This is a genomic window from Stutzerimonas chloritidismutans (assembly GCF_051486945.1).
Taxonomy (GTDB): Bacteria; Pseudomonadota; Gammaproteobacteria; order Pseudomonadales; family Pseudomonadaceae; genus Stutzerimonas; species Stutzerimonas chloritidismutans_B.
Genome location: NZ_JAHVDX010000004.1, coordinates 437,934 through 459,871 on the forward strand (window position 1 = coordinate 437,934; position 21,938 = coordinate 459,871).

11 protein-coding genes are annotated in these 21,938 nt (G+C 66.3%); 3 read left to right on the forward strand and 8 right to left on the reverse strand.

Annotated elements, in window-relative coordinates:
• Positions 1–9 precede the first annotated feature (9 nt).
• Positions 10–1,446, forward strand: a complete 1,437-nt coding sequence (gene aldA, locus KXR72_RS17420; protein WP_437422353.1) for an aldehyde dehydrogenase — start codon at positions 10–12, stop codon at positions 1,444–1,446.
• 187 nt (positions 1,447–1,633) lie between these two features.
• Here aldA and KXR72_RS17425 read toward each other — a convergent pair whose 3' ends face one another.
• The 6 genes from KXR72_RS17425 to recC all read right to left on the reverse strand — a co-directional run bounded on the left by KXR72_RS17425 (position 1,634) and on the right by recC (position 14,743).
• On the reverse strand, positions 1,634–3,544 hold the full coding sequence (locus KXR72_RS17425; RefSeq protein ID WP_437422354.1) for a sigma-54-dependent Fis family transcriptional regulator: 1,911 nt from the start codon (positions 3,542–3,544) through the stop codon (positions 1,634–1,636).
• A gap of 182 nt (positions 3,545–3,726) precedes the next feature.
• A complete protein-coding gene (locus KXR72_RS17430) occupies positions 3,727–4,488 on the reverse strand; it encodes a substrate-binding periplasmic protein (protein ID WP_437422355.1) in 762 nt (253 codons plus the stop codon).
• An 87-nt stretch (positions 4,489–4,575) separates the two neighbouring features.
• Positions 4,576–5,037: a hypothetical protein gene (locus tag KXR72_RS17435; RefSeq protein WP_437422515.1), complete on the reverse strand. Its 462-nt coding sequence runs from the start codon at positions 5,035–5,037 to the stop codon at positions 4,576–4,578.
• Positions 5,038–5,168: 131 nt separating this feature from the next.
• On the reverse strand, positions 5,169–7,034 hold the full coding sequence (gene recD, locus KXR72_RS17440) for an exodeoxyribonuclease V subunit alpha (RefSeq protein ID WP_437422356.1): 1,866 nt from the start codon (positions 7,032–7,034) through the stop codon (positions 5,169–5,171).
• Between the two features lie 199 nt (positions 7,035–7,233).
• The gene (recB, locus tag KXR72_RS17445; protein WP_437422357.1) at positions 7,234–10,782 is read right to left on the reverse strand and encodes an exodeoxyribonuclease V subunit beta; all 3,549 of its coding nucleotides are present in this window, start codon (positions 10,780–10,782) and stop codon (positions 7,234–7,236) included.
• Positions 10,783–11,434: 652 nt separating this feature from the next.
• Positions 11,435–14,743 carry an exodeoxyribonuclease V subunit gamma gene (gene recC, locus KXR72_RS17450; RefSeq protein ID WP_437422516.1) on the reverse strand — a complete coding sequence of 1,103 codons (3,309 nt, stop codon included), beginning with the start codon at positions 14,741–14,743 and terminating at the stop codon, positions 11,435–11,437.
• 231 nt (positions 14,744–14,974) lie between these two features.
• Between recC and KXR72_RS17455 the strand changes: the two genes are divergently transcribed.
• A complete protein-coding gene (locus KXR72_RS17455) occupies positions 14,975–15,865 on the forward strand; it encodes a cache domain-containing protein (protein ID WP_437422358.1) in 891 nt (296 codons plus the stop codon).
• Between the two features lie 128 nt (positions 15,866–15,993).
• Positions 15,994–17,679 carry a Na/Pi cotransporter family protein gene (locus KXR72_RS17460; RefSeq protein WP_437422359.1) on the forward strand — a complete coding sequence of 562 codons (1,686 nt, stop codon included), beginning with the start codon at positions 15,994–15,996 and terminating at the stop codon, positions 17,677–17,679.
• 214 nt (positions 17,680–17,893) lie between these two features.
• Here the strand turns inward: KXR72_RS17460 and KXR72_RS17465 are convergent, their stop codons facing one another.
• Both KXR72_RS17465 and KXR72_RS17470 read right to left on the reverse strand, forming a co-directional pair.
• The gene (locus tag KXR72_RS17465; protein WP_437422360.1) at positions 17,894–20,446 is read right to left on the reverse strand and encodes a TRAP transporter permease; all 2,553 of its coding nucleotides are present in this window, start codon (positions 20,444–20,446) and stop codon (positions 17,894–17,896) included.
• Between the two features lie 119 nt (positions 20,447–20,565).
• Positions 20,566–21,531, reverse strand: a complete 966-nt coding sequence (locus tag KXR72_RS17470; protein ID WP_437422361.1) for a TAXI family TRAP transporter solute-binding subunit — start codon at positions 21,529–21,531, stop codon at positions 20,566–20,568.
• Between the last annotated feature and the right edge of the window lie 407 nt (positions 21,532–21,938).

Genomic DNA, 21,938 nt, shown 5'->3' on the forward strand with positions numbered 1-21,938 from the left:
AGAATTGACATGACTGACTTGACGACCTACCAGAACTACATCGACGGCGCCTTTGTCGCCAGCGACAACCTCATCGAGGTGCGCAACCCGGCGACCGGCGCGGTGCTCTCCCGCGTGCCGGAGTCCGATGCCGCCACCGCCGAACGCGCCATCGCCGCCGCCCGCGCCGCGCAGAAAGCCTGGAGCCAGAAGCCTGCCATCGAGCGCGCCGGTTACCTGCGCGCCATTGCCAGCAAGATCCGCCAGAACGCCGACCGCCTGGCCCGCGTCATCACCGAGGAAGGCGGCAAGATCCAGAGCCTGGCGCTGGTCGAAGTCAACTTCACCGCCGACTACCTCGACTACATGGCCGAATGGGCGCGCCGCATCGAGGGTGAGATCATCACCAGCGACCGGCCCGGCGAAAACATCTTCCTGTTCCGCAAGCCGCTGGGCGTGGTGGCCGGGATCCTGCCGTGGAACTTCCCCTTCTTCCTGATCGCCCGGAAGATGGCGCCGGCGCTGGTGACCGGCAACACCATCGTCATCAAGCCCAGCGAAGAGACGCCGAACAACTGCTTCGAATTCGCCAAGCTGGTGGCCGAGACCGACCTGCCCAAAGGCGTGTTCAACGTGGTCTGCGGCAGCGGCGCTGGGGTCGGCAGCGCGCTGACCACCAGCGACAAGATCGACATGATCAGCTTTACCGGCAGCGTCGGCACCGGCCAGCGGATCATGGCCGCCGCGGCGCAGAACGTCACCAAGCTCAACCTGGAGCTGGGCGGCAAAGCCCCGGCCATCGTAATGAACGACGCGGACCTGGACCTCGCCGTCACCGCCATCCGCGCCTCGCGCATTATCAACACCGGGCAGGTCTGCAACTGCGCCGAGCGCGTTTACGTGCAGCGCGGCGTGGCCGACCAGTTCATCGAACGCATCGCCGGTGCCCTGGCCGAAACGCGCTACGGCGACCCCATCGCCCAGGCGGACGTGGAGATGGGCCCACTGATCAACGAGGCCGGGCTGCGCAAGGTCGAGCAGATGGTGCGCACCGCCCAGAGCCAGGGTGCGCAGCTGGTCACCGGTGGCGCCGTGGCGGACCTGGGCAAAGGCTTCCACTACCAGCCGACGCTGCTCGCCAACTGTTCGCACGACATGGAAATCATGCGCAAGGAAGTTTTCGGCCCGGTGTTGCCGGTACAGATCATCGACGACCTGGACGAGGCCATCGCCCTGGCCAACGACTGCGAGTACGGCCTGACCTCTTCGATCTACACGCGCGATCTGTCCACCGCGATGAAAGCGGCCGCTGGCCTGGACTTCGGCGAGACCTACATCAACCGCGAGAACTTCGAGGCGATGCAGGGCTACCACGCCGGGGTGCGCAAATCCGGCATCGGCGGCGCGGATGGCAAGCACGGCCTGTACGAGTACACCCATACCCATGCGGTGTACGTGCAGAGCTGATCAGCCGAGCATGCCCGGTCCCGCGCAGGCGAGATCGGGTCATGCGGGTCTGTGTGCCGGGGCTGAGTTCTAGTTGCGCTGGCATTAGGTGCTGGGTGCCTTTGGGGCGCATAAATTCGCCCCTACGCCCGGCATCTGTAGAGGTGAATTTATTCGCCTGACGTCCCCACACCGGCCAGCCTTTCCCTTACGACAAACCGTACCGACGCACCTTGCGATACAGCGTGGCGCGGTTGATGCCAAGGGAACGCGCCGCCGACGTGACGTTGCCGCCATGCTGCTCGAGTGTCGCTTGCAGATGGGCCGCTTCGGCCGCGTCTCGGGTCGTCTCCAGCGATTGCGTCACGGACGACGACTCCACCGACACCGACACCGACAGGACTTCCGGTGGCAGGCAATCGAGACCGATCACCCCGTCGTCTGCCAGCGCGACCGCACAGCGCAGCACGTTGATCAGCTGGCGCACGTTGCCCGGCCACGCGTAGGCGATCAGCCGCGACATCGTTTCGGGTGCCAGCGCGATCCACTCATCGGCCGACTCCTGCTCCAGCACCCGCTGAATCAGCCCGGCACGGTCCTCGCGCTCACGAAGTGGCGGCAGTTGTAACGTCAGGCCGTTGAGCCGGTAATACAGGTCCTCACGAAACTCGCCCGCAGCCACCATCGCGGGCAAGTCGCGGTGCGTCGCGCAGACCAGTTGCACATTCAGCGACACCGGCGTGGCGGCGCCCAGCGGCACCAGTTCCCGCTCGGCCAGCACCCGCAGCAGCCGCGTCTGCAGGTGCGCCGGCATATCGCCAATCTCGTCGAGAAACAGCGTCCCGCCATTGGCCTGCTCCAGCTTGCCCTTCATCCCCTGCCGGCTGGCGCCGGTAAAGGTGCCGGCGCGATAGCCGAACAGTTCGCTTTCGATCAGCGACTCCGGAATCGCCGCGCAATTGAGCGCTACGAAAGGGCCGGCCGCACGCTGGCTGGCCTGGTGGATAGCGCGGGCGAACGCCTCTTTTCCCGTGCCCGTTTCGCCGCGCAGCAGCAATGGGATGTCCCGGTTGAGGACCCGCCGCAGGCGCTGCACGGTCCGTTGCAAGTGGCTGTCTCCGCCGGCCAATTGTTCGAGCGTCGGCACGGCGATTGTCGTCTGCCGCGCCGGCACCGGGGCGGCACGTTGGGCGGGCATTGGCGGCAACCGCAAGGCCACCTCCAGCACCGGCTCGTCTGGGCGCAGGTGAAGGGTGGTGCTGCGTGCGCCGCCCTGGGTCAGGCTGATCAGACGATCCAGCGAGACCGGCAGCAGCGCCTCGACCGCCTGCCCGAGCAGCGGCCGTTCGCCGGTCGCCGCGGCAAAGGCAGCACGGTTGGCGCCGAGTACGCGGCCGCCGGCATCGAGCGCGAGCAATTGCTCGTTGCCCAGGTCGTTTTCCTGGCCACCAAGTGTCAGCACGACGCAATCGGCGTAGCGTTGCCGAAAGCTCGCATTCTCGATCAGGCGAGCGTACAGGCTGACCAATTGCAGCGTCAGGTATTGCGCCTGCTTTGGCCCGCCACTGTTCAGGCAGGAGGCGTTGAGACAGCCCATCAGCGCACCCTGGGCATCGAACAACGGCGCCACCGAGCAGCTCAGGCGGAAGTGGCTGTTCAGGAAGTGCTCGTCGCGGTGGATGATCAACGGCTGCCCGGCCGCCAGACCGGTGCCAATGCCATTGGTGCCGACCAGCGATTCGTCCCAGCAACTGCCGATGACCAGGCCGGAATCGGCGTACGGGCTGTGGCGGCTTGGCAGGCGCGCGTCCAGCGTAATGCCGCGACGATCGCTCAGCAGGACAGCGAAGCCTGCCGGGTTGAGCCGTCGCGACAGGCCCTCGACGCCCTGGCTGGCGACGCCGAGGTAGTCATGGTGCGCCTCCTGGTGCAGGCGGATCTCGTGCGCCTCGAGTTGTGCATGCGGCGCGTGCCGGGCCGGGTCTAGCCCGTGCTGGCTGACGCTGCGGTGCCAGGATTCGGCGATGAGTCGATCGGGCTGGCTCTGCCGGTCGGCGAAATGCGCGGCGACGAAGGCGGCGAGCTCGGTTGGCAGCTCGGCGTGCGAACGGGGGATCATGCAAGGCTCCAGACCCGGCGCCGAAGCGGGCCAGGCGTTGTTGTTCGTATGAGCCGGTCGAGACGGCGACAATATTGACTAGCCTAGCAGCGGTTTGCGGAACCGGCCGCCTGGCTGGGCGGTACCAAAGGCGAGCAGCACTGCTTCGATTGCCTGAGACGGTCGAGGTTCGACGAGCGGCCCTACAACGGCTTGACGGGCAAGCGCGCCTGATCCAACAAGCGATGGTATTCGCCACTGGCGCGTAGGGTTTGCAGGCCCCGGTCGAAGCGCTCGATCAGCGCCTCACCGCCCGTACGGCTACGCGGCACGATAAGGTGCATCGTCTCGCGGCCGACCACCGAGTTCGAGACGTGAAAACGCGATCGGGGCCCCTCGGTGGCCTGCAGGGCGAAACGGCCCAGCTCCAGATCAGCCAGGAAGACATCGTCACGGCCGAGCAATAGCAACTGTGCGCACTCGTTCAGGCCCGGCGGCGAATGACGCACCAGCACACCCCGGTCAACCAGCTTCTGGATAGCCTCAGGTAACTGCCAACCCAGCGGATGGCACAGCCGCCGCCCGGTTACGCGGGCCAGGTCTGCGTACTCGATGGCGTCCTTAGCGCGACTGAACAGGTGTTGCTCGGACACGTACAGCGGCGAGGAAAAGAGAAAATCGCGCTCGCGCTGCGCCGCGCGAATGTAGGGAAAGGTGGCGTCGTACTCGCCACGCAGGGTCATGAGATAGCCGCGTTTCCATGGTTGCCATGCCAGCGAAGTGTCCTGGCCGCCGCGCGTGAACGCTGCCTGTACCACCGAGGACAGCATGCCGGCACCGACCAGCGACTGGCCGGTGAGTGGCGCATAGTCGTCGCCCGTCACAAGCCGGACAGTGCCCGCATGAGTCCCCAGGCTGATCGCCAGGCTCAGCAATAACCATAGGCTGCGCGTGCACCCTTTCATCAGTCAGATCCCGACGTGCATAGAATGGCCGGGGCGAAACGTACCTGATGCCGCGTTACAGATCAGCATGACAACACCCGCGACCGATCAGCGCACGGTCTGGCCGCGCAGGAGATGCAGCAGTAACAGCGCCATTCCTAGCCCCGTAATGACCAGCACCAGCACCAGCATCGGCCCCAGGTAGCCGACCAACTCCTGCAGCCACAGCAGCAGTTGCCGAATGATCATCAGGCTCAAGCGGCCATCCCGATCGGCGGCTTCCAGGCGATAGGCGCCCTGCTCCCAAACGTCATACGCAGCACTGAGCGGCAGCAGGGCCATCGGCAATAGCAACAGGCACAGCCAATAACCGCTTCGCCGCCTCGGACCGAGCAGCCCCCAGGGCCGGTAGGCCGCGCGGATCAGTTGGAGGAAGCAGAAGGTGTAGTAAGCGATAGCCAACAAGGCCAAGGCGCCGCCCAAGGACGGCTCGGCCCACAGGCCGTACAGCGCAGCCCCGGCGAGCGACAGGCTGAGCAGGCCCCAAACCAAGAGAAAGAAGATTTTCATCGCGTGTCCCGGTTGTGGGTGATCGGCGAACGCCCATCGGAACAGAAAACCCGAGCGGATACCGGCAACCGTTTCACGAAACGAGCCTGCATTGGCGGCGATCATGCAGGGTTCGTGACCGGTGACCCTGTTCAGAACAGGCTGAGCTGGTCACCGGCCGGCTCGGGTTGCGCCGGCGGGCCGTCGCGGACAACGGGCGCCACCGCCTCTGCTGCTGATACCCGTGCCGATGCCGATGCCAGCCGCTCGGCAAGTCCGGCGGCGCGTTCGGCCCGAGTGGCAACCGCCTCAGCCAACCGCGCCGGCAGCGCCCAAATCTCCACGACCCGCTTGGCGCGGGTGATGCCGGTGTAGAGCAACGCGCGCGTCAACAGCGGGCTCGGTTGCTCAGGCAGCGCCAGCAACACCTCGGCGAACTCCGAGCCCTGGCTCTTGTGCACCGTCATCGCGAAGGCGCTGTCATGGCTCGGCAGGCGCGCCGGGGCGAAGCCGCGATGACCCTCGTCGCCCTCGAAGAACACCCGCAAACCCTGGTCGGTGTTCAGGCACAGGCCGATGTCTCCGTTGAACAGGCCCAGCGCATAGTCGTTCTGCCGCACCATTACCGCGCGGCCGGGATACCAGCGCTCACGGCTCGCGACGCCGAAGCGGCGTTTGAAGCGCGCCTCCAGTGCCTCGTTGATGCCAGTCACGCCAAACGGGCCGTCACGCTGCGCCGTCAGCGCACGGAAATCATTGAAGGCGGCGAAAGCCGCCGCGGGGTCGGCCTGCCGCGCGGCCTGCAAGTAGGGTGAGTAGCCTTGCTCCAGCCGCTCGATCAGCGCGCCCGGGGTCGGTGTCGCGTTCCAGACCAGGTCATCACGATTTTCCTGCAGCAGCGCGACGGTCCCCTTCGCATCGCCGCCGTTTATTCGCCGTGCCAGCTCCCCGATGCCGCTGTCGCCGGCGAAACGATGGCTGTGGGTCAGCAGCACCACGGCATCGCCGAGGCGCGAGCGCGGTGGCTCGACGGGCACCGGCTGACCGGTGAGACGTTCCAGCTCGCTCGCTGCCTCGGCATCGAAACCGCGCCCCTCGCAAAGCTCGGCGAAGACTGCACCGGCTTCAACGGCGGCGAGCTGATCCTTGTCGCCGAGCAGGATCAACCGCGCCTTGGGCGGCAGGGCATCGACCAGCTTGGCCATCAAGGCCAGGTCAACCATGGAGGCCTCGTCCACGACCAGCACGTCCAACGCCAGCGGATGGGATGCATCGTGACGAACCCGTGGGCTGTCGCCGCGGCTGCCTAGCAGGCGATGCAGGGTACGCGCCTCGTCCGGCAGCGCCGTCTTGACCGCCTCGCTGACCGGCAGATCGGCCTTGGCGTCGCGGATCGCCTCGGCCATCCGCGCAGCGGCCTTGCCGGTGGGCGCGGCGAGGCCGATGGCCAGACGCTCGCTGCCCGGCTGTTCGAGCAACGCGGCCAGCAAGCGCACCACCGTGGTGGTCTTGCCGGTGCCAGGGCCGCCGGAGATCACGGCCAGGCGCCGGCGTACCGCCTGGGCGGCGGCCAGGCGCTGCCAGTCCGGGCGCTGCTGGTTGAAGGCGAACAGCCGCGCCAGGCTGTCGGCGAGCTGCGCTTCGTCCACAGCCGGGGCTTCAGTTGCGCGGGCGATTAGCTGCTCAGCCAACCCTTGCTCGTAGGCTTGGTAACGGGCGAGGTAAAGCCGATCGCCATGGAGGATCAGCGGTGCGTAGTCGCCTGGCACACCAACCAGGGGCGAGGCCTCCAGCATCTCGCGCCAGGTGTCGAGCGGCGGCAGGTTGAAATCGTGCTCCGGCCACGGCCGTTGACCACCCAGGCGACGTAGCGGCAGGCAGACATCACCGCGGCCCAGCGCCTCGCAGCACAGCGCGGCGGCCACCAGCACCGGCTCGGCGGCCTGTGGCTCGAGGCGCTGCAAACTGCCGACGATGGCACGCTCCAGCGGACCGAGGGGTAGCTCTTGAAGCGTCATGGATGCGTCCTCACGGAGCGGTGGCAGGCGCCTGCGTATCGATGGGTTGCACCCTCCCTGGGCGCAGTGTGGATCAGCTGCCCCAAACGCTCAACGGCGCCTATATGCCCACTCCCGCTAGGGGACAGGGAGCAGGCGGCAGGCTGGCTCCTGGTTGGTCGTAGAGTCGGAGCAACCCGCCAGGCGAATAGGATGGGCATCACTTGCCCTCCTCGAACAAGCGATCCAGCGCATCGAGCAACGCGTCATCGGGCCGTGCGAAATACACACCCGCCTCGGGCATCCCGCGCAGGAACAGGTAGAAGGCTCCACCCAGCTGCTCGTCGCGGAAATCGGCAAGGCGCTGGCGCAGGAAGCGGCGCAGTGCGACCAGGTAGATCAGGTATTGCAGGTAATAATGCTCGGCGGCCAGCGCCTGCAGCAGCCGCTCGCCGCCGTAGTAACCCGCATCCGGGCCGAGCCAGTTGGACTTGTAGTCAGCGATGTACCAGCGGCCGTCGTGCTCGAAGGTCAGGTCGATGAAACCCTTGAGGAAGCCCTTGAGGCTGTCGAACTCCAGCCGCGACGCCGCCTCGCGCAGGGGCTCGGCCAATCCGTTGCCCGGATCGACAAGCAGCCGCCGCAGCCGCGCCACGTCCAGGTCACGCACGGGGAAGGTGAACCCTAGTTCAGGCAGGCGCCGCGCCGACTGCAGGCTCGCCAGCGTCAGGCCGGCACCATTCAGGTCGGTTTCCAGCACCTGCTGGAGGTGCCGAATGGCGATGTCCCGCCATTCCAGCGGCAGGCCGTAAGCCTGAAGCGCCGGTTCGACCAGCTGCGCCAGCTCGCCCTTGCCCCGCGCCCAGTCTTCGAGGATCGCGTGCAGGCAGGTGCCGGCCCGCGCACCGCGGGGAAAGGCGAAAAAGCCCGTGCCTGGTTCACCGGCATCGGGCATCGCCAGGGCATCGCGGTCGGGCGCTTCCATGTGCATACCCGCGGCGAGGCCGGAGAAGCTGCCAATGCGCCAGGCGCTGTGCAGGCTGCGGTTGAGCTGCGACAAATGCCTAGGCGGCGCGGCGCGGCCTGGGCCCTGCGCGCTGGCTTCGCGCGACTCCAGCGGCAGGCAGGCGATACGCCCATCGCTGTTGTCGACTAACCGTTCGATGGCCAGGCGTAGGCTGCTGCCCTCCAGCGCACCCAGATGTTCACTCAGCTCGGCCAGTGGCCGCTCTCCCGCCAACGTGCGCCCGTGCAGCAGCCAGGCCAAGGCACTGGTATGCAGGCCCTCGTCGGCGAAGGTGCCGTCCTTCTTCGGCTTGCACAGGCTGACCGGCCCCCAATGCAGCCAGAGCCGGTCACGGGCGCGGGTCAGCGCGACATAAGCCAGGCGCAGCTGCTCAGCGAAGGCCTCCTGGCGCGCGCCTTCGAGGTGTTCCTCGAAGGCTTCGCTGCCCAGGTCCAGCAGTGGCCGGCCCTCTGCGTCGTGACAGCGGGCGCTGTCGGGATGCTTGCCGAGCAGCTTGCCGTCCCAAAGGAACGGGCAGAACACCAGCGGGTATTCGAGGCCCTTGCTGGTGTGGATGGTGACGATCTGGACGCGCTCGGCATCGCTTTCCAGGCGCAGCAGCGCCTCCTCGCCACCGCCTTCGCTATTGCGCTGCGCATTAAACCAGGCGATTAGCGGTTCCAGGCCGGGCCGCACCAGGCTCTCGGCCTGTAGCAGCTCGCCGAGGTGCAGCAGGTTGGTCAGCCGGCGTTCGCCATCGACCCGCGCCAGCAGCCGCTCGGCCACCGCCTGCTCGTCGAGCCAGGCACGAAACACGCGCATGAAGCCCTGCTGCTGCCACAACTGGTGATAGCGCTCGGCGGCTTCGCGTTCGGCGTCCCACGCCTGCTGATCGTCCTGACAACGCGCCAGATCGGCAGCGCTGCGGCCTAGCATCCGCGTGGCCAGCGCATGGCGCAGCAGGCCTTCGCGCCCAGGTTCGACATAGGCAGCCAGGATTGCGGCGAGCTCGGTCGCCTCTTCGCTGCGCCAAACACTGTCACGCCCACGCCGCACGCTGGGAACGCCGCGGGCGGCCAATTCCTCGGCGATCATTCCAGCCTGCCGATGGTTGGCGACCAGCACCGCGATGTCGCCGCCTTTCAGCGGGGTGAATTGGCCGCCTTTGTAGAAGCCGGCGCGCCCCTCGGCGGCCGCTGCCAGCTGGATCGCGATGCGCCGTGCGGTGTCGCTGGCGACCCGCTCGGCAGCTTCGCCCTTGCCTAGCGGATCGTCACCGAGCCAGACCAGCGACAGCGGTGCCGCTCCGCCCTCCTCTACCAGGCGCAGCGTGGCGCGCGGTTTCTCGGCAGCATCGACGCTCGGGTACTGCAGGTCACGCTGGGCGAAGGGCTCCGGGTGCTCGAACAGCCGGTTCAGCGCATCGATCAACTCGGGCGTCGATCGGTAGTTGGTCGGCAGGTTGAACGGCTCGCGGTCGGCCTGCTGCTTGGCCGTCATGTAGGTCGCCAGGTCCGCACCGCGAAAGGCGTAGATGGCCTGCTTGGGATCACCGACGAAGCACAGCGAGGCCGGGCTGCCCTTGGTGTAGATGCGGTCGAAGATGGCGTACTGGATCGGATCGGTGTCTTGAAACTCGTCGATCAACGCCAGCGGATAGCTCGCGCGCAGGGAAGCAGCCAGGTCGTCGCCTGCCGGGCCTCGCAGGGCCTGATTGAGGCGGTTGAGCAGGTCGTCGAAGGCCAGCAGCCGCTGCGCCGCTTTGCGCTCGGGCAATTCGCGGTCGAGCCGCGCCAGCAGCTCGACCTGTAACGCCACCAGCCGCTGCGCGCCGGCCGGCAGGGCCTCGGCAACCTGGTCGCACAGCGCGTCGAGGGCGTGGGCCAGCTCGCAAACGGGCGCGTCGAAGCCCTTCTTGCAGGCCTTGCTGAGCGCACGCACGCCGAATTTCGCCGCGCCGTCAGGCAGGTCGAACATGACGGCGGGATCGGCGAAATAGGCGTCCAGCTCGGCCCGCCAGGGATCGAATTTGATGCGCTTGTGCGTACTCTGGTTGAGCCCGTCGTGGGCTGACAGCTCCGTCACCCAGGCAACGCCAGCCTCGCGCCATAGCGCCGCGGCCCGCTGCCAGGCCGCCTCGACCGGACGCAGGTCGGCAGCCACCGGTGTGCCCTGCGGCTCGACCCGCAGGTAAGGCTTGCCCAGATGGCTGCGCAGCCGCTGGCGCAGCGCCTGCGGGGTGATCCGCTGCTTCGCGAGGAAACGCGCCCAAGCCGGGTCCGCTGCCGCCAGCTCGCTGCGCCAGGCATCGGCGAGCAGCGCATCGATGAGCTCGCGGTCATCGGCGGTCAGTTCACTGTCGAAATCGCCGCCGGCTTCAAAGGCCGCGTCCTGCAAGGCCCGCTGGCAAAAGCCGTGGATGGTGAAGATTGCTGCTTCATCGAAGCCATGCACGGCGAGCAGCAAGCGCCGCCGCGAGGCTTCGTCGGGGTAGCGGGCGTGCAGCCGGTTGAGGAAGTCGTCCTCGCTGGGCGTGCCCTCGTAGACCGCCAGCAGGTCGGCCAGCCGCGCGCGGATGCGCTCGCGCAGCTCGGCAGTCGCGGCGGTGGTATAGGTAACAACGAGGATCTGGCCGACCGACAACTGCCGCTCGAGCAGCAGGCGGGCGTATAGCGCGGTCAGCGTCCAGGTCTTGCCGGTGCCGGCGCTGGCTTCGATCAGCGAGCGGCCGTCGAAGGGGGAATCGAGCAGGTCGAGTTTCATTGATCAGTTCCCTGCCAGGCGAGCGATGTATCGGCAGCATCTGTATTGCTGATAAGTCCGGGTTTCGCCCCGCCGGGCGAGTCACTTTCTCTTTGCGTGTGCAAAGAGAAAGTAACCAAAGAGAAAGCACACCCCACACCCGGCCCCGGCTGCGCCGGGGTTCCCTCGCTCCATCGGCCCTCCAGCGGCCCGCTCCGAAGGGGCGTCCATGCCCCTTCGGAGCTCTCGCGGCGTCCATGCCGCTCGACCACTTCCAGACCGATTCCACTCGGCCTCCTGAGGGGGCCCGGTTCCCGGCCCGACCTGCCTCGTATTACCGAAGCATTGGCAAGACAACGATGATCGCGATGCAATGATCGTTGCATCGCAGTCGGGACGGCACCCGGTTCCCCTTCAGGAGGCCGAGCGCAGGCGTTGCGCAGGGGGTCGCGAGGCATGGACGCCGAGCGAGTCACGAAGGGACAGGGACGTCCCTTCGTGGCGTGCCCCCGGAGCAATGCTGGAGTGAGGGAAGTCCGGTCGCGCAGCGACCAGACCCGTATGCAGGGGCGCGCTTTCTTTTGCTTACTTTTCTTTGCGCGAGCAAAGAAAAGTGAGGCGCCCATGAAGGGCGCAACGCGGGGCCGAGCCCGGCTAGCAAAGCCAAACACGTTCATTCCCCATCCTCCGGCACCTTCAACGCATCCAGCGCCGGGCCTATCAGCCGTTGGGCCAGGGTTTCGAATCGCTCGTCCAGCGGATCGCGATCGCGGAAGGCCAAGGCATTCCAGGGGTCTTCGGACTCGGCAGCGATGGGGCTGAACTCAGCCCCGACCCAGGCCTCCCGCGCCCGCTTGCGGGCCGTCTCGATAGGCTCGCTGCCGCGCGCCGGTTTGCGGTAGCCCTTGGCAAAGGCGTGGCTGCTGCGGGGCAGCAGCGGCAACGGTTCGCGGATAGCGTGCCGATAGGCATCGAGCCAGGGCTCGAGCAGCTCGGCCGCATTGGCCAGCGGCCCGAGCTGCCAGTCCCCGGCCGGCGACAGCATCATGCTGTGGCGCTCGATACCCGGCGTCGCGGAGAGGTTCAGGAGCAAGTGACGCAACCAGAACGGCGGCAGATCCCACTCGCCCAGCTTGCCGAGCTTCCAGCCGAACAGCCCACCCGGAGTGACGCCGTCGAGCCAGCCGTGGATGCGCACGCCCGCCAGCGTGATGTCCACGGCAAGCGGCTCGGGCACGGCCTCGGGGCGCAGCTCGAATAGCCGCGGGGTAAAGGCGCGTACCGGGCCGCGCAGCTTGCCCCAGAGCGCCTGGCCCAGTTCGCCGGTGGGCAGCCAGCCCGCCGCGCAGGCCATGCGCCGCTCGTCCTCGTCGCTCCAACCGTGCTCCATGGCCTGCAACGTCAGGCGGCGCAGGCCGTTCCAGGCCGGCAGCTCCAGGTCAAAGGGCTCGTCGGTGGCGAGCGCTTCTTGGTCGTCTGCCAGGCGCACACCCAAGCGCTGCTCGAGAAGGAAACGTGCCGGGTGGCGGAAGCACTGCAGCAGCTGCGATGGCTCCAGGGTCAGCCAGGCGTCATCGGGTTCGGCAAGCACGCTGGCAAACGGCTGCGGCTGGATGTCGGGCGGCTCGGCCAGACGCTGGGCCGCGCGGAACCAGGGCAGCGAGTAGCCGGCGCAAGGCGATTCGGCGAAGTTGCGCGGTGAAAACGGCTGCAAGGGATGGGCAATAAGAATCTTCTCGCTGGCCTTGGATTCTGTCTGCTGGACGAACTCAGCGCTGGCCCGATCGCGAGCCAGCTCGCTCTTAACGACGGCGGTCATGTCGACGGCTTCGAGCACTTCGCTGAGCAGCACCGACGGTGGCAACGTAGCGTTGTCCCGAGGGTCGCGGCCGACATAGGACAGGTACAGCGCCTGACGCGCCGAGAGCAGCGTTTCCAACAGCAGGTAACGGTCATCGAGTCGCCGCGCGCGATCGCCACGGCGGGGATGGCGGCCGATCAGGTCGAAGCCCGAGGGCGGTGTGCGCCGCGGGAAGGCGCCGTCATCCAGCCCGAGCAGACAGACCACGCGAAACGGCAGGCTGCGCATCGGCACCATGGTGCAGAAGGTCACCGCGCCAGTGAGAAAACCCGAGACGCCGCCGCCTTGCTGCAGCGCGGCGCTGAGCTGTTGGTGCACCAGCGCGAGTTCGATGGGCCGCGTGAGGTCCGCCGCCTGGGCCTGGTCGCGCAACGCCGCGCAGGCTTGCGACAGTAGCAACAGGGTGTCGCCTGCCTCGCGCTCGTTGAAGAGCGTGTCGAGTAATGCCTGAAGATCATCAGCCCAATCAGCCAGCGGGCGCGGGCGCTCTAATTGGTCGGCCAGTTTGCCGAGCCGTTCGACAAACTCAATCAGCCGGGCCAGCACCTGCGCACGACCGCCTTCCAGCGCATCCAGCGGCCAGTGCTCGCCGAGCAGCGGCGCGCCGTTGCCAGCCAGTTGCGGCGGTGCAGCGAAGCCGAGCAGCAGGCGGTCCAGCCCCTGGCGCCAGGTAAAGGCAGACTCGTCCGGGAGGCCGAGGCGCGCGCGTTGGGCACCATCGCGCCCCCAACGCACGCCGGCTTCGCGCAGCCAGTCACGCAGCAGGGGCAGATCGTCGCTTTCGATTCCGGCGCAGCGGGCAATGGCCGGCTGTTCCAGCCAGGCGAGCACTTCTTCGGCGGTAAAGCGGCTCTGGGCCAGCAACAGCAAGTCGAGGAACGCCTCGATCAGCGGCAGTTCGGCGCGCAGGCTGCGGTCGGCAAGGCTGTAGGGAATCCGCGGGCTGCCCTCGCGCGGGGCGAACACCGCCTCGATGAAAGGCGCATATCGCTCGATGTCCGGCGTCAGCACTACGACCTGGTCAGGCGTCAGGGTCGGGTCTTCGGCGAAGCGCGCAAGCAGCTGGTCGTGCAAGATTTCCACTTCGCGCAGCGGCGAATGGGCGATGTGGACTTCCAGCGAACGGTCATTCTCGGCCAGGTTGATGCGCGCTTCGGGCTGCCGCGTGTGCAGGCGCAGAACGTCGTTCTGCAGGGCGTGCAGGAGGCTGTCGTCGGTCAGGTCTTCATCATCGGAATACAGGCCGAACTCACGGCTGCCTTCGCTGGCGGCGAGGCTGAACAGCGAATCGAAGAAATCGCGGCCCTGTTTGCCCAGGCTCGCCAACAGTGGGTGGCCCACGTCCAGATACCAGTCATCAGCGGCGGATGGCTGCCTGGCCAGCTCGCGGATGTCACGAATCTCGCCCCACGCCTCGCGGCTCGGGTTGAGCGCGCAGACCACGACGTCGATGTGTCGGGCCAGGCCGTCGAGCACCCGCAAGTGGTGCGGCGGCAGGCTGCTGATGCCGAATACCAGCACCCGCTCGGGCAGCCCGGGAAGCGGCTCTTCTTTGTACAGACGCTGAAGCAGATCACCAAGTAGCCGTGCCCGGTGCGGGTGGCCATCCTTGGTCAGCTCGCGCCAGAGCAATGCTTGCCACGCTTCGTCCGGGCCGAGATCCAGCGTTTCGTCACGCTCCCAGGCCGCAAGCCAGTCGTCGCGATAAAGCAGGTATTGATCGAAAACGTCGGCAATCTTTGCGGCCAACGACAGTCGCCTGCGTTCGTCGCCGCCGTCGAGATAGCGCGCCAGACGCGGCGCCCGGTCGAGATTGTCCGGCTCGCACAACCAGCCGTAGAGCCGCCAGGTCAGGGTCGTCGGAGAAAACGCCGACTGCTCCGGCAGGCTGCCGAGAACGGCGCGGCTCAGGTCCCAAACGAATTTGGCGGGCAGCTGCATCTCCAGCTGCATGGCAATGCCCTGCTTGCGGGCCAGCTCGAGGGTCAGCCAGCGGCCCATGCCCTGGCTCGGCACCACTACTTGCGCAGGGGCGAAGGGGTCGCGCAGCGGCTGGGCAAGCAGCCGCGTGGCCAGTTCACCGAGGGTTTCCAGATCAGGGGCGTGATAAAGGTCGAGCATGCGGGCGGCTTCGGCGGGATCAGCGGCCAAGGTTAGCAAGAACGGCCCCCAGCGCCGACCCGGCCCGGCGCTCACGGACCGATGGTGCGGCATTTTTGCCTACGCCTTTCGCAGGAGGTCATCGCGCCTTGCGATCAATATCAATAGCCCCACCGGACATAGGATATTCAGGCCAGGCAGCCCTTCACGCACCTTTGCAGCCTGTCGCCTGCCGCAGGCTAGGAGCATTCGATGAAACCGAACCACCGGAACCTGCTGATCCTGTCGCTGGGGGCTGTGCTATGCGCCGGCCCGCTCGCCCATGCCGCCACGGAGAGCGCGCCGGCCAAGGGCTCGGTCGAGCGCAGCCACATGCGACAGGCCAACGCACTGCTTGACCGAGCCGCCGACTACTTGCAAACGAACGGCCCGGAGCGGGCACTGGCCGCTTTCAACGATCCCCAGGGCGGCTTCGTCGACGGCCAGCACTATGTCTTCGTGCTCGGCCAGAGCGGCACCCTGCTCGCCAGCAATGGCGCTTCACGAGCGCTGGTCGGGCTGACGGTGGGCGACGTCAAGGATGCCGCCGGCACGCCCTTCTTTCGGCAGATCCTCGAGGGTGCTCGCCAGTCGGACCGCGGCGCCGTCGACTATCACTGGCTGAACCCCGTCGACAACAAGGTGGAGAACAAGACCAGCCTGTACCGTCAGGTCGGTGACCACATCGTCGCCGTTGGCTACTACCTGCCCCGGGCTTCAGCCGAGCAGGCGCAGAAGATGCTCGATCGCGCCGTGGCACTGGTGAATCAATCCGGTGCGCAGGCCGCCTTCAATGCGTTCAATGACCCGCAGGGCGACTTCGTGATGAACGATGAATACGTCTTCGCCATCGGTTTGGACGACGGGCGCTACCGCGCCAGCGGCGCCTCGCCGAGCCTGGTCGGGGTGGATGTGCGTGAGGTCACCGATGCGGCTGGCACGCCGCTGTTCCGGCAGATGATCGCGTTGGCCAAGGACAAGGGCACCGGTACGGTCGACTACATGTGGTGCAACCCGGCCACCAATGCGGTGGAACGCAAGCATTCGTTGATTCGTCGCGTCGACGACGTGCTGCTCGGCGTCGGCTACTACTCGCCGAACTAAGGCCCGGACAGCCGTTCATGACCGCCACGTGAACGGCCGGCTCAGGCAGAGGGTCAACCCTATAGACCCGCGTGCGCCTTCACGGCGAGCCGCGGTCGTTGACCCTGCTATACCGGAGCCTGTGCTCGATGTTGACGCTGCTGCACTTGCTGTCCTCCATCGCCCTGCTGGTCTGGGGTACGCACATCGTGCGCACCGGGATCATGCGGGTATATGGCTCGCACCTGCGGCGGCTGCTCGGGCACAGCATGGCCAACGCGCCGATGGCCTTTACCGCAGGCCTCGGCGTTACGGCGTTGGTGCAGAGCAGCAACGCGACGGCATTGCTGGCCATTTCCTTCGTCGCGCAGAACCTGATGGCACTGCCCACGGCGTTGGCGATCATGCTCGGCGCGGACGTCGGCACGGCGCTGATGGCGCGGGTCCTGACGCTGGATCTGTCCTGGCTGTCGCCCCTGTTTACCCTGGTCGGCGTCTGCCTTTTTCTCTCGCGCAAACAAACCCGCGCCGGCCAGCTTGGGCGGGTTCTGATCGGCCTCGGTCTGATCATCCTGGCCCTGCAACTGATCGTGCACGCCGCAGCCCCCATCACCGAAGCGCGCGGCATGCGCGTGCTGTTTTCGTCACTGGCCGGCGACACCTTGCTGGCCGTGGTCGTGGGCGCCCTGTTCGCGGTGCTGTCCTATTCCAGCCTCGCCGCTGTGCTGCTTACGGCGACCTTGGCCAGCGCCGGCTTGATCGGCCTGCCGGTGGCCCTTGGGCTGGTAATCGGGGCGAACATGGGCAGTGGGCTGCTGGCCTGGTTCAATGCCACGCCCCAACCGATCCCGGCCCGGCGGGTGGCGCTGGGAAACCTGCTGTACAAGTTCGCCGGGCTGCTGGTGCTGCCCTTCCTGCCGACGCTGGTCGAGTGGATGGGCACGCTTGGCTATAGCGCGCAAACCCAGGTGATCGCCTTTCACCTGGTCTACAACTCGCTGCGTTGCCTGGTGCTGCTTCCCACCGTGAAGCCGATGGCCCGGCTTTGTGAGCGCCTGCTACCGGATCGCGTGCTCGATAGCGGGGTCGCACAGCCACGTCACCTGGACCCGACCGCGCTGGACACCCCGACCCTCGCATTGGCCAATGCCACCCGCGAGACATTACGCATTGGCGATCTGGTGGAAACGATGCTGGCGCGGCTGCTCGAGGCGCTGCGTGAGGATCGGCCAGAGCCCGGCGAGGAGATTCGCCGCCTGGACGATGACGTCGACGCGCTCTACAGCGGCGTCAAGCTGTACCTGGCGCGTATGCCACGCGAAGACCTGGCCGAGCAGGAAAGCCGGCGCTGGGCGGAGATCATCGAGCTGGCGATCAATCTGGAGCAGGCCGGCGACATCATCGAGCACATGCTGGGCAAGGTGCAGAACCTCAAAACATCCAAGCGTCGCTCGTTTTCCGACCGCGGCGTGGACGAACTCAGCCAGCTGCATGCGCTGCTCAGCGCCAACCTGAGCCTGGGGCTGTCGGTGTTCCTTTCCAGCGACTCGCACAGCGCACGGCAGCTGCTCCAGCAGAAGCGCCAATTCCGCAAGCGTGAACGCGAGCTGGCCCATGCCCATGTACATCGTCTGCACCAGCAGGTGGTCGAAAGCATCGAGACCAGCGCCGCCCATCTGGAGCTCATCGCCGACATGAAGCGCCTGAACTCTCTGTTCTGTAGCGCCGCCTACGCGGCCCTGGAAGGCCAGCCAGGCCAACGCAACCGGCAGCCCGCCGAGCCCTTGCGCGAGGCACAGGGCGCTCCGACGTCCTTGCCGGGTAAGCCGGCGTAGCGGAGCTGGTTTGGGGAAGCATCCGCGCAACGAGCGGATCGTAGCGGCCGGCATGCGGCTGAGGCCGTTAACCGGCGCCGGAGACGGGACGCGATCACCCCAGCCGCCCCGGACACGCTGTTCCGATGGCGCTCACAGTCCTCAGCACGCGGTATTGGCCAATAAAAAGCCCCGGCCATGCAGCGCATGACCGGGGCTTTCTACGCTCGATGCGTCAGCGGTTCAGGCGCCGCCGCTGCATCCAGACAATCAGGCCGAACAGCAAGAAGGCCGGAATCCACATGAACTCCTTCGGCCAACGCTCCGTGGGCGCACGGACCCGCAGAATCTCCTGATCGAACTCCAGGCCCGCCTCTGCGGCCGGGCTGCCGAAGGTGACGCTATCGATCAGCACCTTGCCGCCCTCTTCATAGGTCATCAGGCCGATCTTCTCGAGCTTCTCCTCACCACTCTCGCCATCCGGGATGGCCAGCAGCACGACGAACTCGCGCGGGTCGCCGACGTCGTCCTCACCCATCACCCGCAGGCGCAACTGGCTGTCTTCCTCGACGTCGGCCAAAGCCTCGACCAGCCGGGTCGGCTCGAGGTCGCGGTACGGGTCATGGATCATGTCCATCCAGAAGCCCGGGCGGAATAGCGTGAATGCGACCAACAGCAGCAGCACACTCTCGTACCACCGGCTGCGCACCAGGAAATAACCCTGAGTGCCGGCGGCGAAGATCAGCATGGCGATGGTCGCCACGATGAAGATCAGCGCTCCGTGCGCGAAATCGACATCGATCAACAGCAGGTCGGTATTGAAGATGAACAGGAAGGGCAGCGCCGCGGTGCGCAGGCTGTAGTAGAACGCGGTGATACCGGTCTTGATCGGATCGCCCTTCGACACGGCCGCCGCAGCAAAGGAGGCCAGGCCCACCGGTGGCGTCACGTCGGCCATGATGCCGAAGTAGAAGACGAACAGGTGGACCGCGATCAACGGCACGATCAGGCCGTTTTGCTGACCCAGCGCCACGATCACCGGCGCCAGCAGGCTGGACACCACGATGTAATTGGCAGTGGTCGGCAGGCCCATGCCCAGGATCAGGCTGAGGAAGGCGGTGAGCAGCAGCATCAGCAGCAGGTTGCCCATCGACAGCAGTTCGACCAGGTCGGCGAGCACCAGGCCGACGCCGGTCTGCGAGACCGCACCGACGATGATCCCGGCTGCCGCAGTGGCGATGCCGATGCCGATCATGTTGCGCGCACCGGCGATCAGCCCTTCGCGCAGATCGACGACGCCGTCCATGAAGTTGCCGTGGTCATGGGCACCATCCTTGCGCAGCAGCGACAGCAACGGCCGCTGGGTGAGCAGGATGATCACCAGCATCACCGACCCCCAGAACGCCGACAGGCCGGGCGACAAGCGTTCGACCATCAGGCACCAGACCAGCACCACCACCGGCAGCAGGAAATGCAGGCCGGACAGCAGCACGGGGCGGGTCTTGGGCAACTGCTCGATGGGCGCATCCGGGTCTTCGTCCGGCAGCGGTGGGTTGCTCGCAGCGACTTTGAGCAGGCCGACATAGACGATCGCGAGCAGGACGCCAACGACCCACAAGGTGGCATCGCCCAGCAGGGGTTTCATCCAGCCGAGGCCGTAATAGACCGCCAGGGAGATCCCCGAAATCAGTGCCGCGCCAAAGGCGAAACCGATCAGACGCTGCATCCAGGGCTTGGCCGCTTGGGCAGGTGGCAGGGCGGTAAGGCCAAGCTTGAGCGACTCCAGATGCACGATGTAGACGAGCGCGATGTAGGAAATCAGCGCCGGCAGGAAGGCATGCTTGATCACCTCGACGTAGGGAATGCCCACGTACTCGACCATCAGGAAGGCCGCGGCGCCCATTACCGGCGGCATGATCTGCCCATTGACCGATGACGCCACTTCCACCGCGCCGGCCTTCTCGGCTGAGAAGCCGGTGCGCTTCATCATCGGGATGGTGAAGGTCCCGGTGGTTACCACGTTGGCGATCGACGAACCGGAGATCAGGCCGGTCATGCCGGAGGCAACGACGGCGGCCTTCGCCGGGCCACCGCGGAAATGGCCGAGCATGCTGAAGGCCAGCTGGATGAAATAGTGCCCGGCGCCCGCACGCTCCAGCAGAGCGCCGAACAACACGAACAGAAAGACGAAGCTGGTGGAAACGCCGAGGGCGATGCCGAACACGCCTTCAGTGGTGATCCACTGGTGGTTGGCCAGTGCGGTGAGGCTCACCCCGCGGTGCGCCAGCAGACCTGGCATCCAGGGGCCGGCGACGCTGTAGACGAGAAAAATCAGCGCGATGATCGCGAGCGGCGGGCCAAGCGCGCGGCGAGTGGCCTCGAGCAGCAGCGGAATGCCCACGCAGGCAGTCACCAGATCGAGCGTGGTCAGGTTGCCAGGGCGCTGGGCCAGTTGCTCGTAGGCAATGAACAGGTAGGCGGCCGTGGCGGCAGCGATGAGCCCCAGGGCAATGTCAGCGAGCGGCACACGATCCCTGGGCGATCGCTTGAAGGCTGGATAGGCGAGAAACGCCAGCAGCAGGGCGAAGGCCAGGTGGATGGAGCGGGTTTCGGTGTCGTTGAGCACGCCAAAGCCCAGGACGAAGGGCAACGGCGAGGCAATCCACAGTTGAAACAGCGACCAGAGCAGGGCGAGCCCGGCAATGACGGCCGACATGACCCCCGCCGGCGTACGCGCACCGACGTCCTGGGCGATCAGTTCCTCGGTGGACAGTTCTTTGTCTTGCATGGAATGTGGCCTGTTTTTTCAGGTAACGGAAACCGCGAAAACCCGCGCAAGGCGCGGGTTTCCAGACGAAAGCCGCGGACAATGGGCCTGTGCGCCATCGGCGTCAGGCCCGGAGCCCGTTACATCCAGCCACGTTCCTTGTAGTAGCGCTCGGCACCTTCATGCAGCGGCGCGGACAGGCCAACCTTGATCATGTCCTCGGCCTTCAGGTCCTTGAATGCCGGGTGCAGGCGCTGGAAGCGCTCGAGGTTCTCGAACACCGACTTGACCAGCTTGTAGACCACGTCAGCATCGACCTTGGAAGTGGTCGACAGGACGGCCTTGCCGCCGATCGACTGGGTCGCGCTGTCGTTGCCCTTGTACAGGCCGCCAGGGATCTCGGCCTTGGTGTAGTAGGTCTTGTCAGCCAGCAGCTTGTCGATTTCCGGACCGGTGATCGGCACCAGAACCGCGTCGACAGTGGTGGTCGCTTCCTGGATGGCACCGTTCGGGTGGCCCACGAAGTAGGTCATCGCGTCGATGTTGTTGTCGCCCAGGGCGCTGGCCTGTTCAGCCGGCTTCAATTCGGCGGCGAGCGCGAAGGCCGACTTGTCCCAGCCCTTGACGTTCATGATCTCTTCGAGCGTGTCACGCTGGCCCGAACCGGGGTTGCCGATGTTGACACGCTTGCCCTTCAGATCGTCGAGGCCCTTGATGTTGGCGTCACGGCGCGCCAGCACGGTGAACACTTCGCTCTGCAGCGAGAAGACGGCGCGGATGTCATCCATCTTGCCTTCTTTCTCGAACGGCGCGACGCCTTCCATTGCCTTGTACTGGTGGTCCGACTGCATGATGCCGAAGTTGAACTCACCGCTACGCAGGCCGTTGACGTTGGCCACGCCGCCGCCACTCGCTGGTGCGTTGCACTTCAGGTCCTCGGCGTTGCGGTTGACGAAACGGCAGATCGACTGGCCGGCGACGTAGTAAACGCCCGTCTGGCCACCGGTGCCGATGGTGACGAAGTTTTCTTGTGCCTGAGCCAGGCCAGCGAAGGTTGTGCCCGCCAGTGCTGCTGACAGGGCCCATGCGAGGGATGTGCCTTTCATGGGAGATCTCCTTTTGAGTTGTTGTTAAATCCGGCCGAACCTTGTGGGCCTTTTCGAACGGAACCCGGAGTTTAACCGCTCCAACCCCGCTGCACGAATGAAAAGCCGTGAGCCGGCGTCTCACAACCGCAGCGGTTGCGAATTACTCGCCAGAGCGGTTCACCTTGCCCGACAAGCCAAGGCCGAGTGCAGCCGCCGCCGGCCGGGCTCGAAGCACCTAGGCGGCGCCCCGCGACCGATCAGTCAAGAACGCAGTTGGCCGCTTGGGTTGCTTCCGATGGATGGCAGACCGCTGGGTCGATGCCAAGTAGCATCAAAACGACATCACCCGTATCGTCTCAACCTTTCGCCCACCGCTCCGATACCCTGCTGGACGCTCCAGTCCACCGAAACAGCCACGAGGTTTT

What these genes read in the sequence shown, in the direction of transcription:
- KXR72_RS17460 (WP_437422359.1), top strand. Translation starts at nt 15,994, where the DNA reads ATGTTGACGCTGCTGCACTTGCTGTCCTCCATCGCCCTGCTGGTCTGG.
- KXR72_RS17465 (WP_437422360.1), bottom strand. Translation starts at nt 20,446, where the DNA reads ATGCAAGACAAAGAACTGTCCACCGAGGAACTGATCGCCCAGGACGTC.
- recD (WP_437422356.1), bottom strand. Translation starts at nt 7,034, where the DNA reads ATGACGCTTCAAGAGCTACCCCTCGGTCCGCTGGAGCGTGCCATCGTC.
- KXR72_RS17435 (WP_437422515.1), bottom strand. Translation starts at nt 5,037, where the DNA reads ATGAAAATCTTCTTTCTCTTGGTTTGGGGCCTGCTCAGCCTGTCGCTC.
- KXR72_RS17425 (WP_437422354.1), bottom strand. Translation starts at nt 3,544, where the DNA reads ATGATCCCCCGTTCGCACGCCGAGCTGCCAACCGAGCTCGCCGCCTTC.
- KXR72_RS17455 (WP_437422358.1), top strand. Translation starts at nt 14,975, where the DNA reads ATGAAACCGAACCACCGGAACCTGCTGATCCTGTCGCTGGGGGCTGTG.
- recB (WP_437422357.1), bottom strand. Translation starts at nt 10,782, where the DNA reads ATGAAACTCGACCTGCTCGATTCCCCCTTCGACGGCCGCTCGCTGATC.
- recC (WP_437422516.1), bottom strand. Translation starts at nt 14,743, where the DNA reads ATGCTCGACCTTTATCACGCCCCTGATCTGGAAACCCTCGGTGAACTG.
- KXR72_RS17470 (WP_437422361.1), bottom strand. Translation starts at nt 21,531, where the DNA reads ATGAAAGGCACATCCCTCGCATGGGCCCTGTCAGCAGCACTGGCGGGC.
- KXR72_RS17430 (WP_437422355.1), bottom strand. Translation starts at nt 4,488, where the DNA reads ATGAAAGGGTGCACGCGCAGCCTATGGTTATTGCTGAGCCTGGCGATC.
- aldA (WP_437422353.1), top strand. Translation starts at nt 10, where the DNA reads ATGACTGACTTGACGACCTACCAGAACTACATCGACGGCGCCTTTGTC.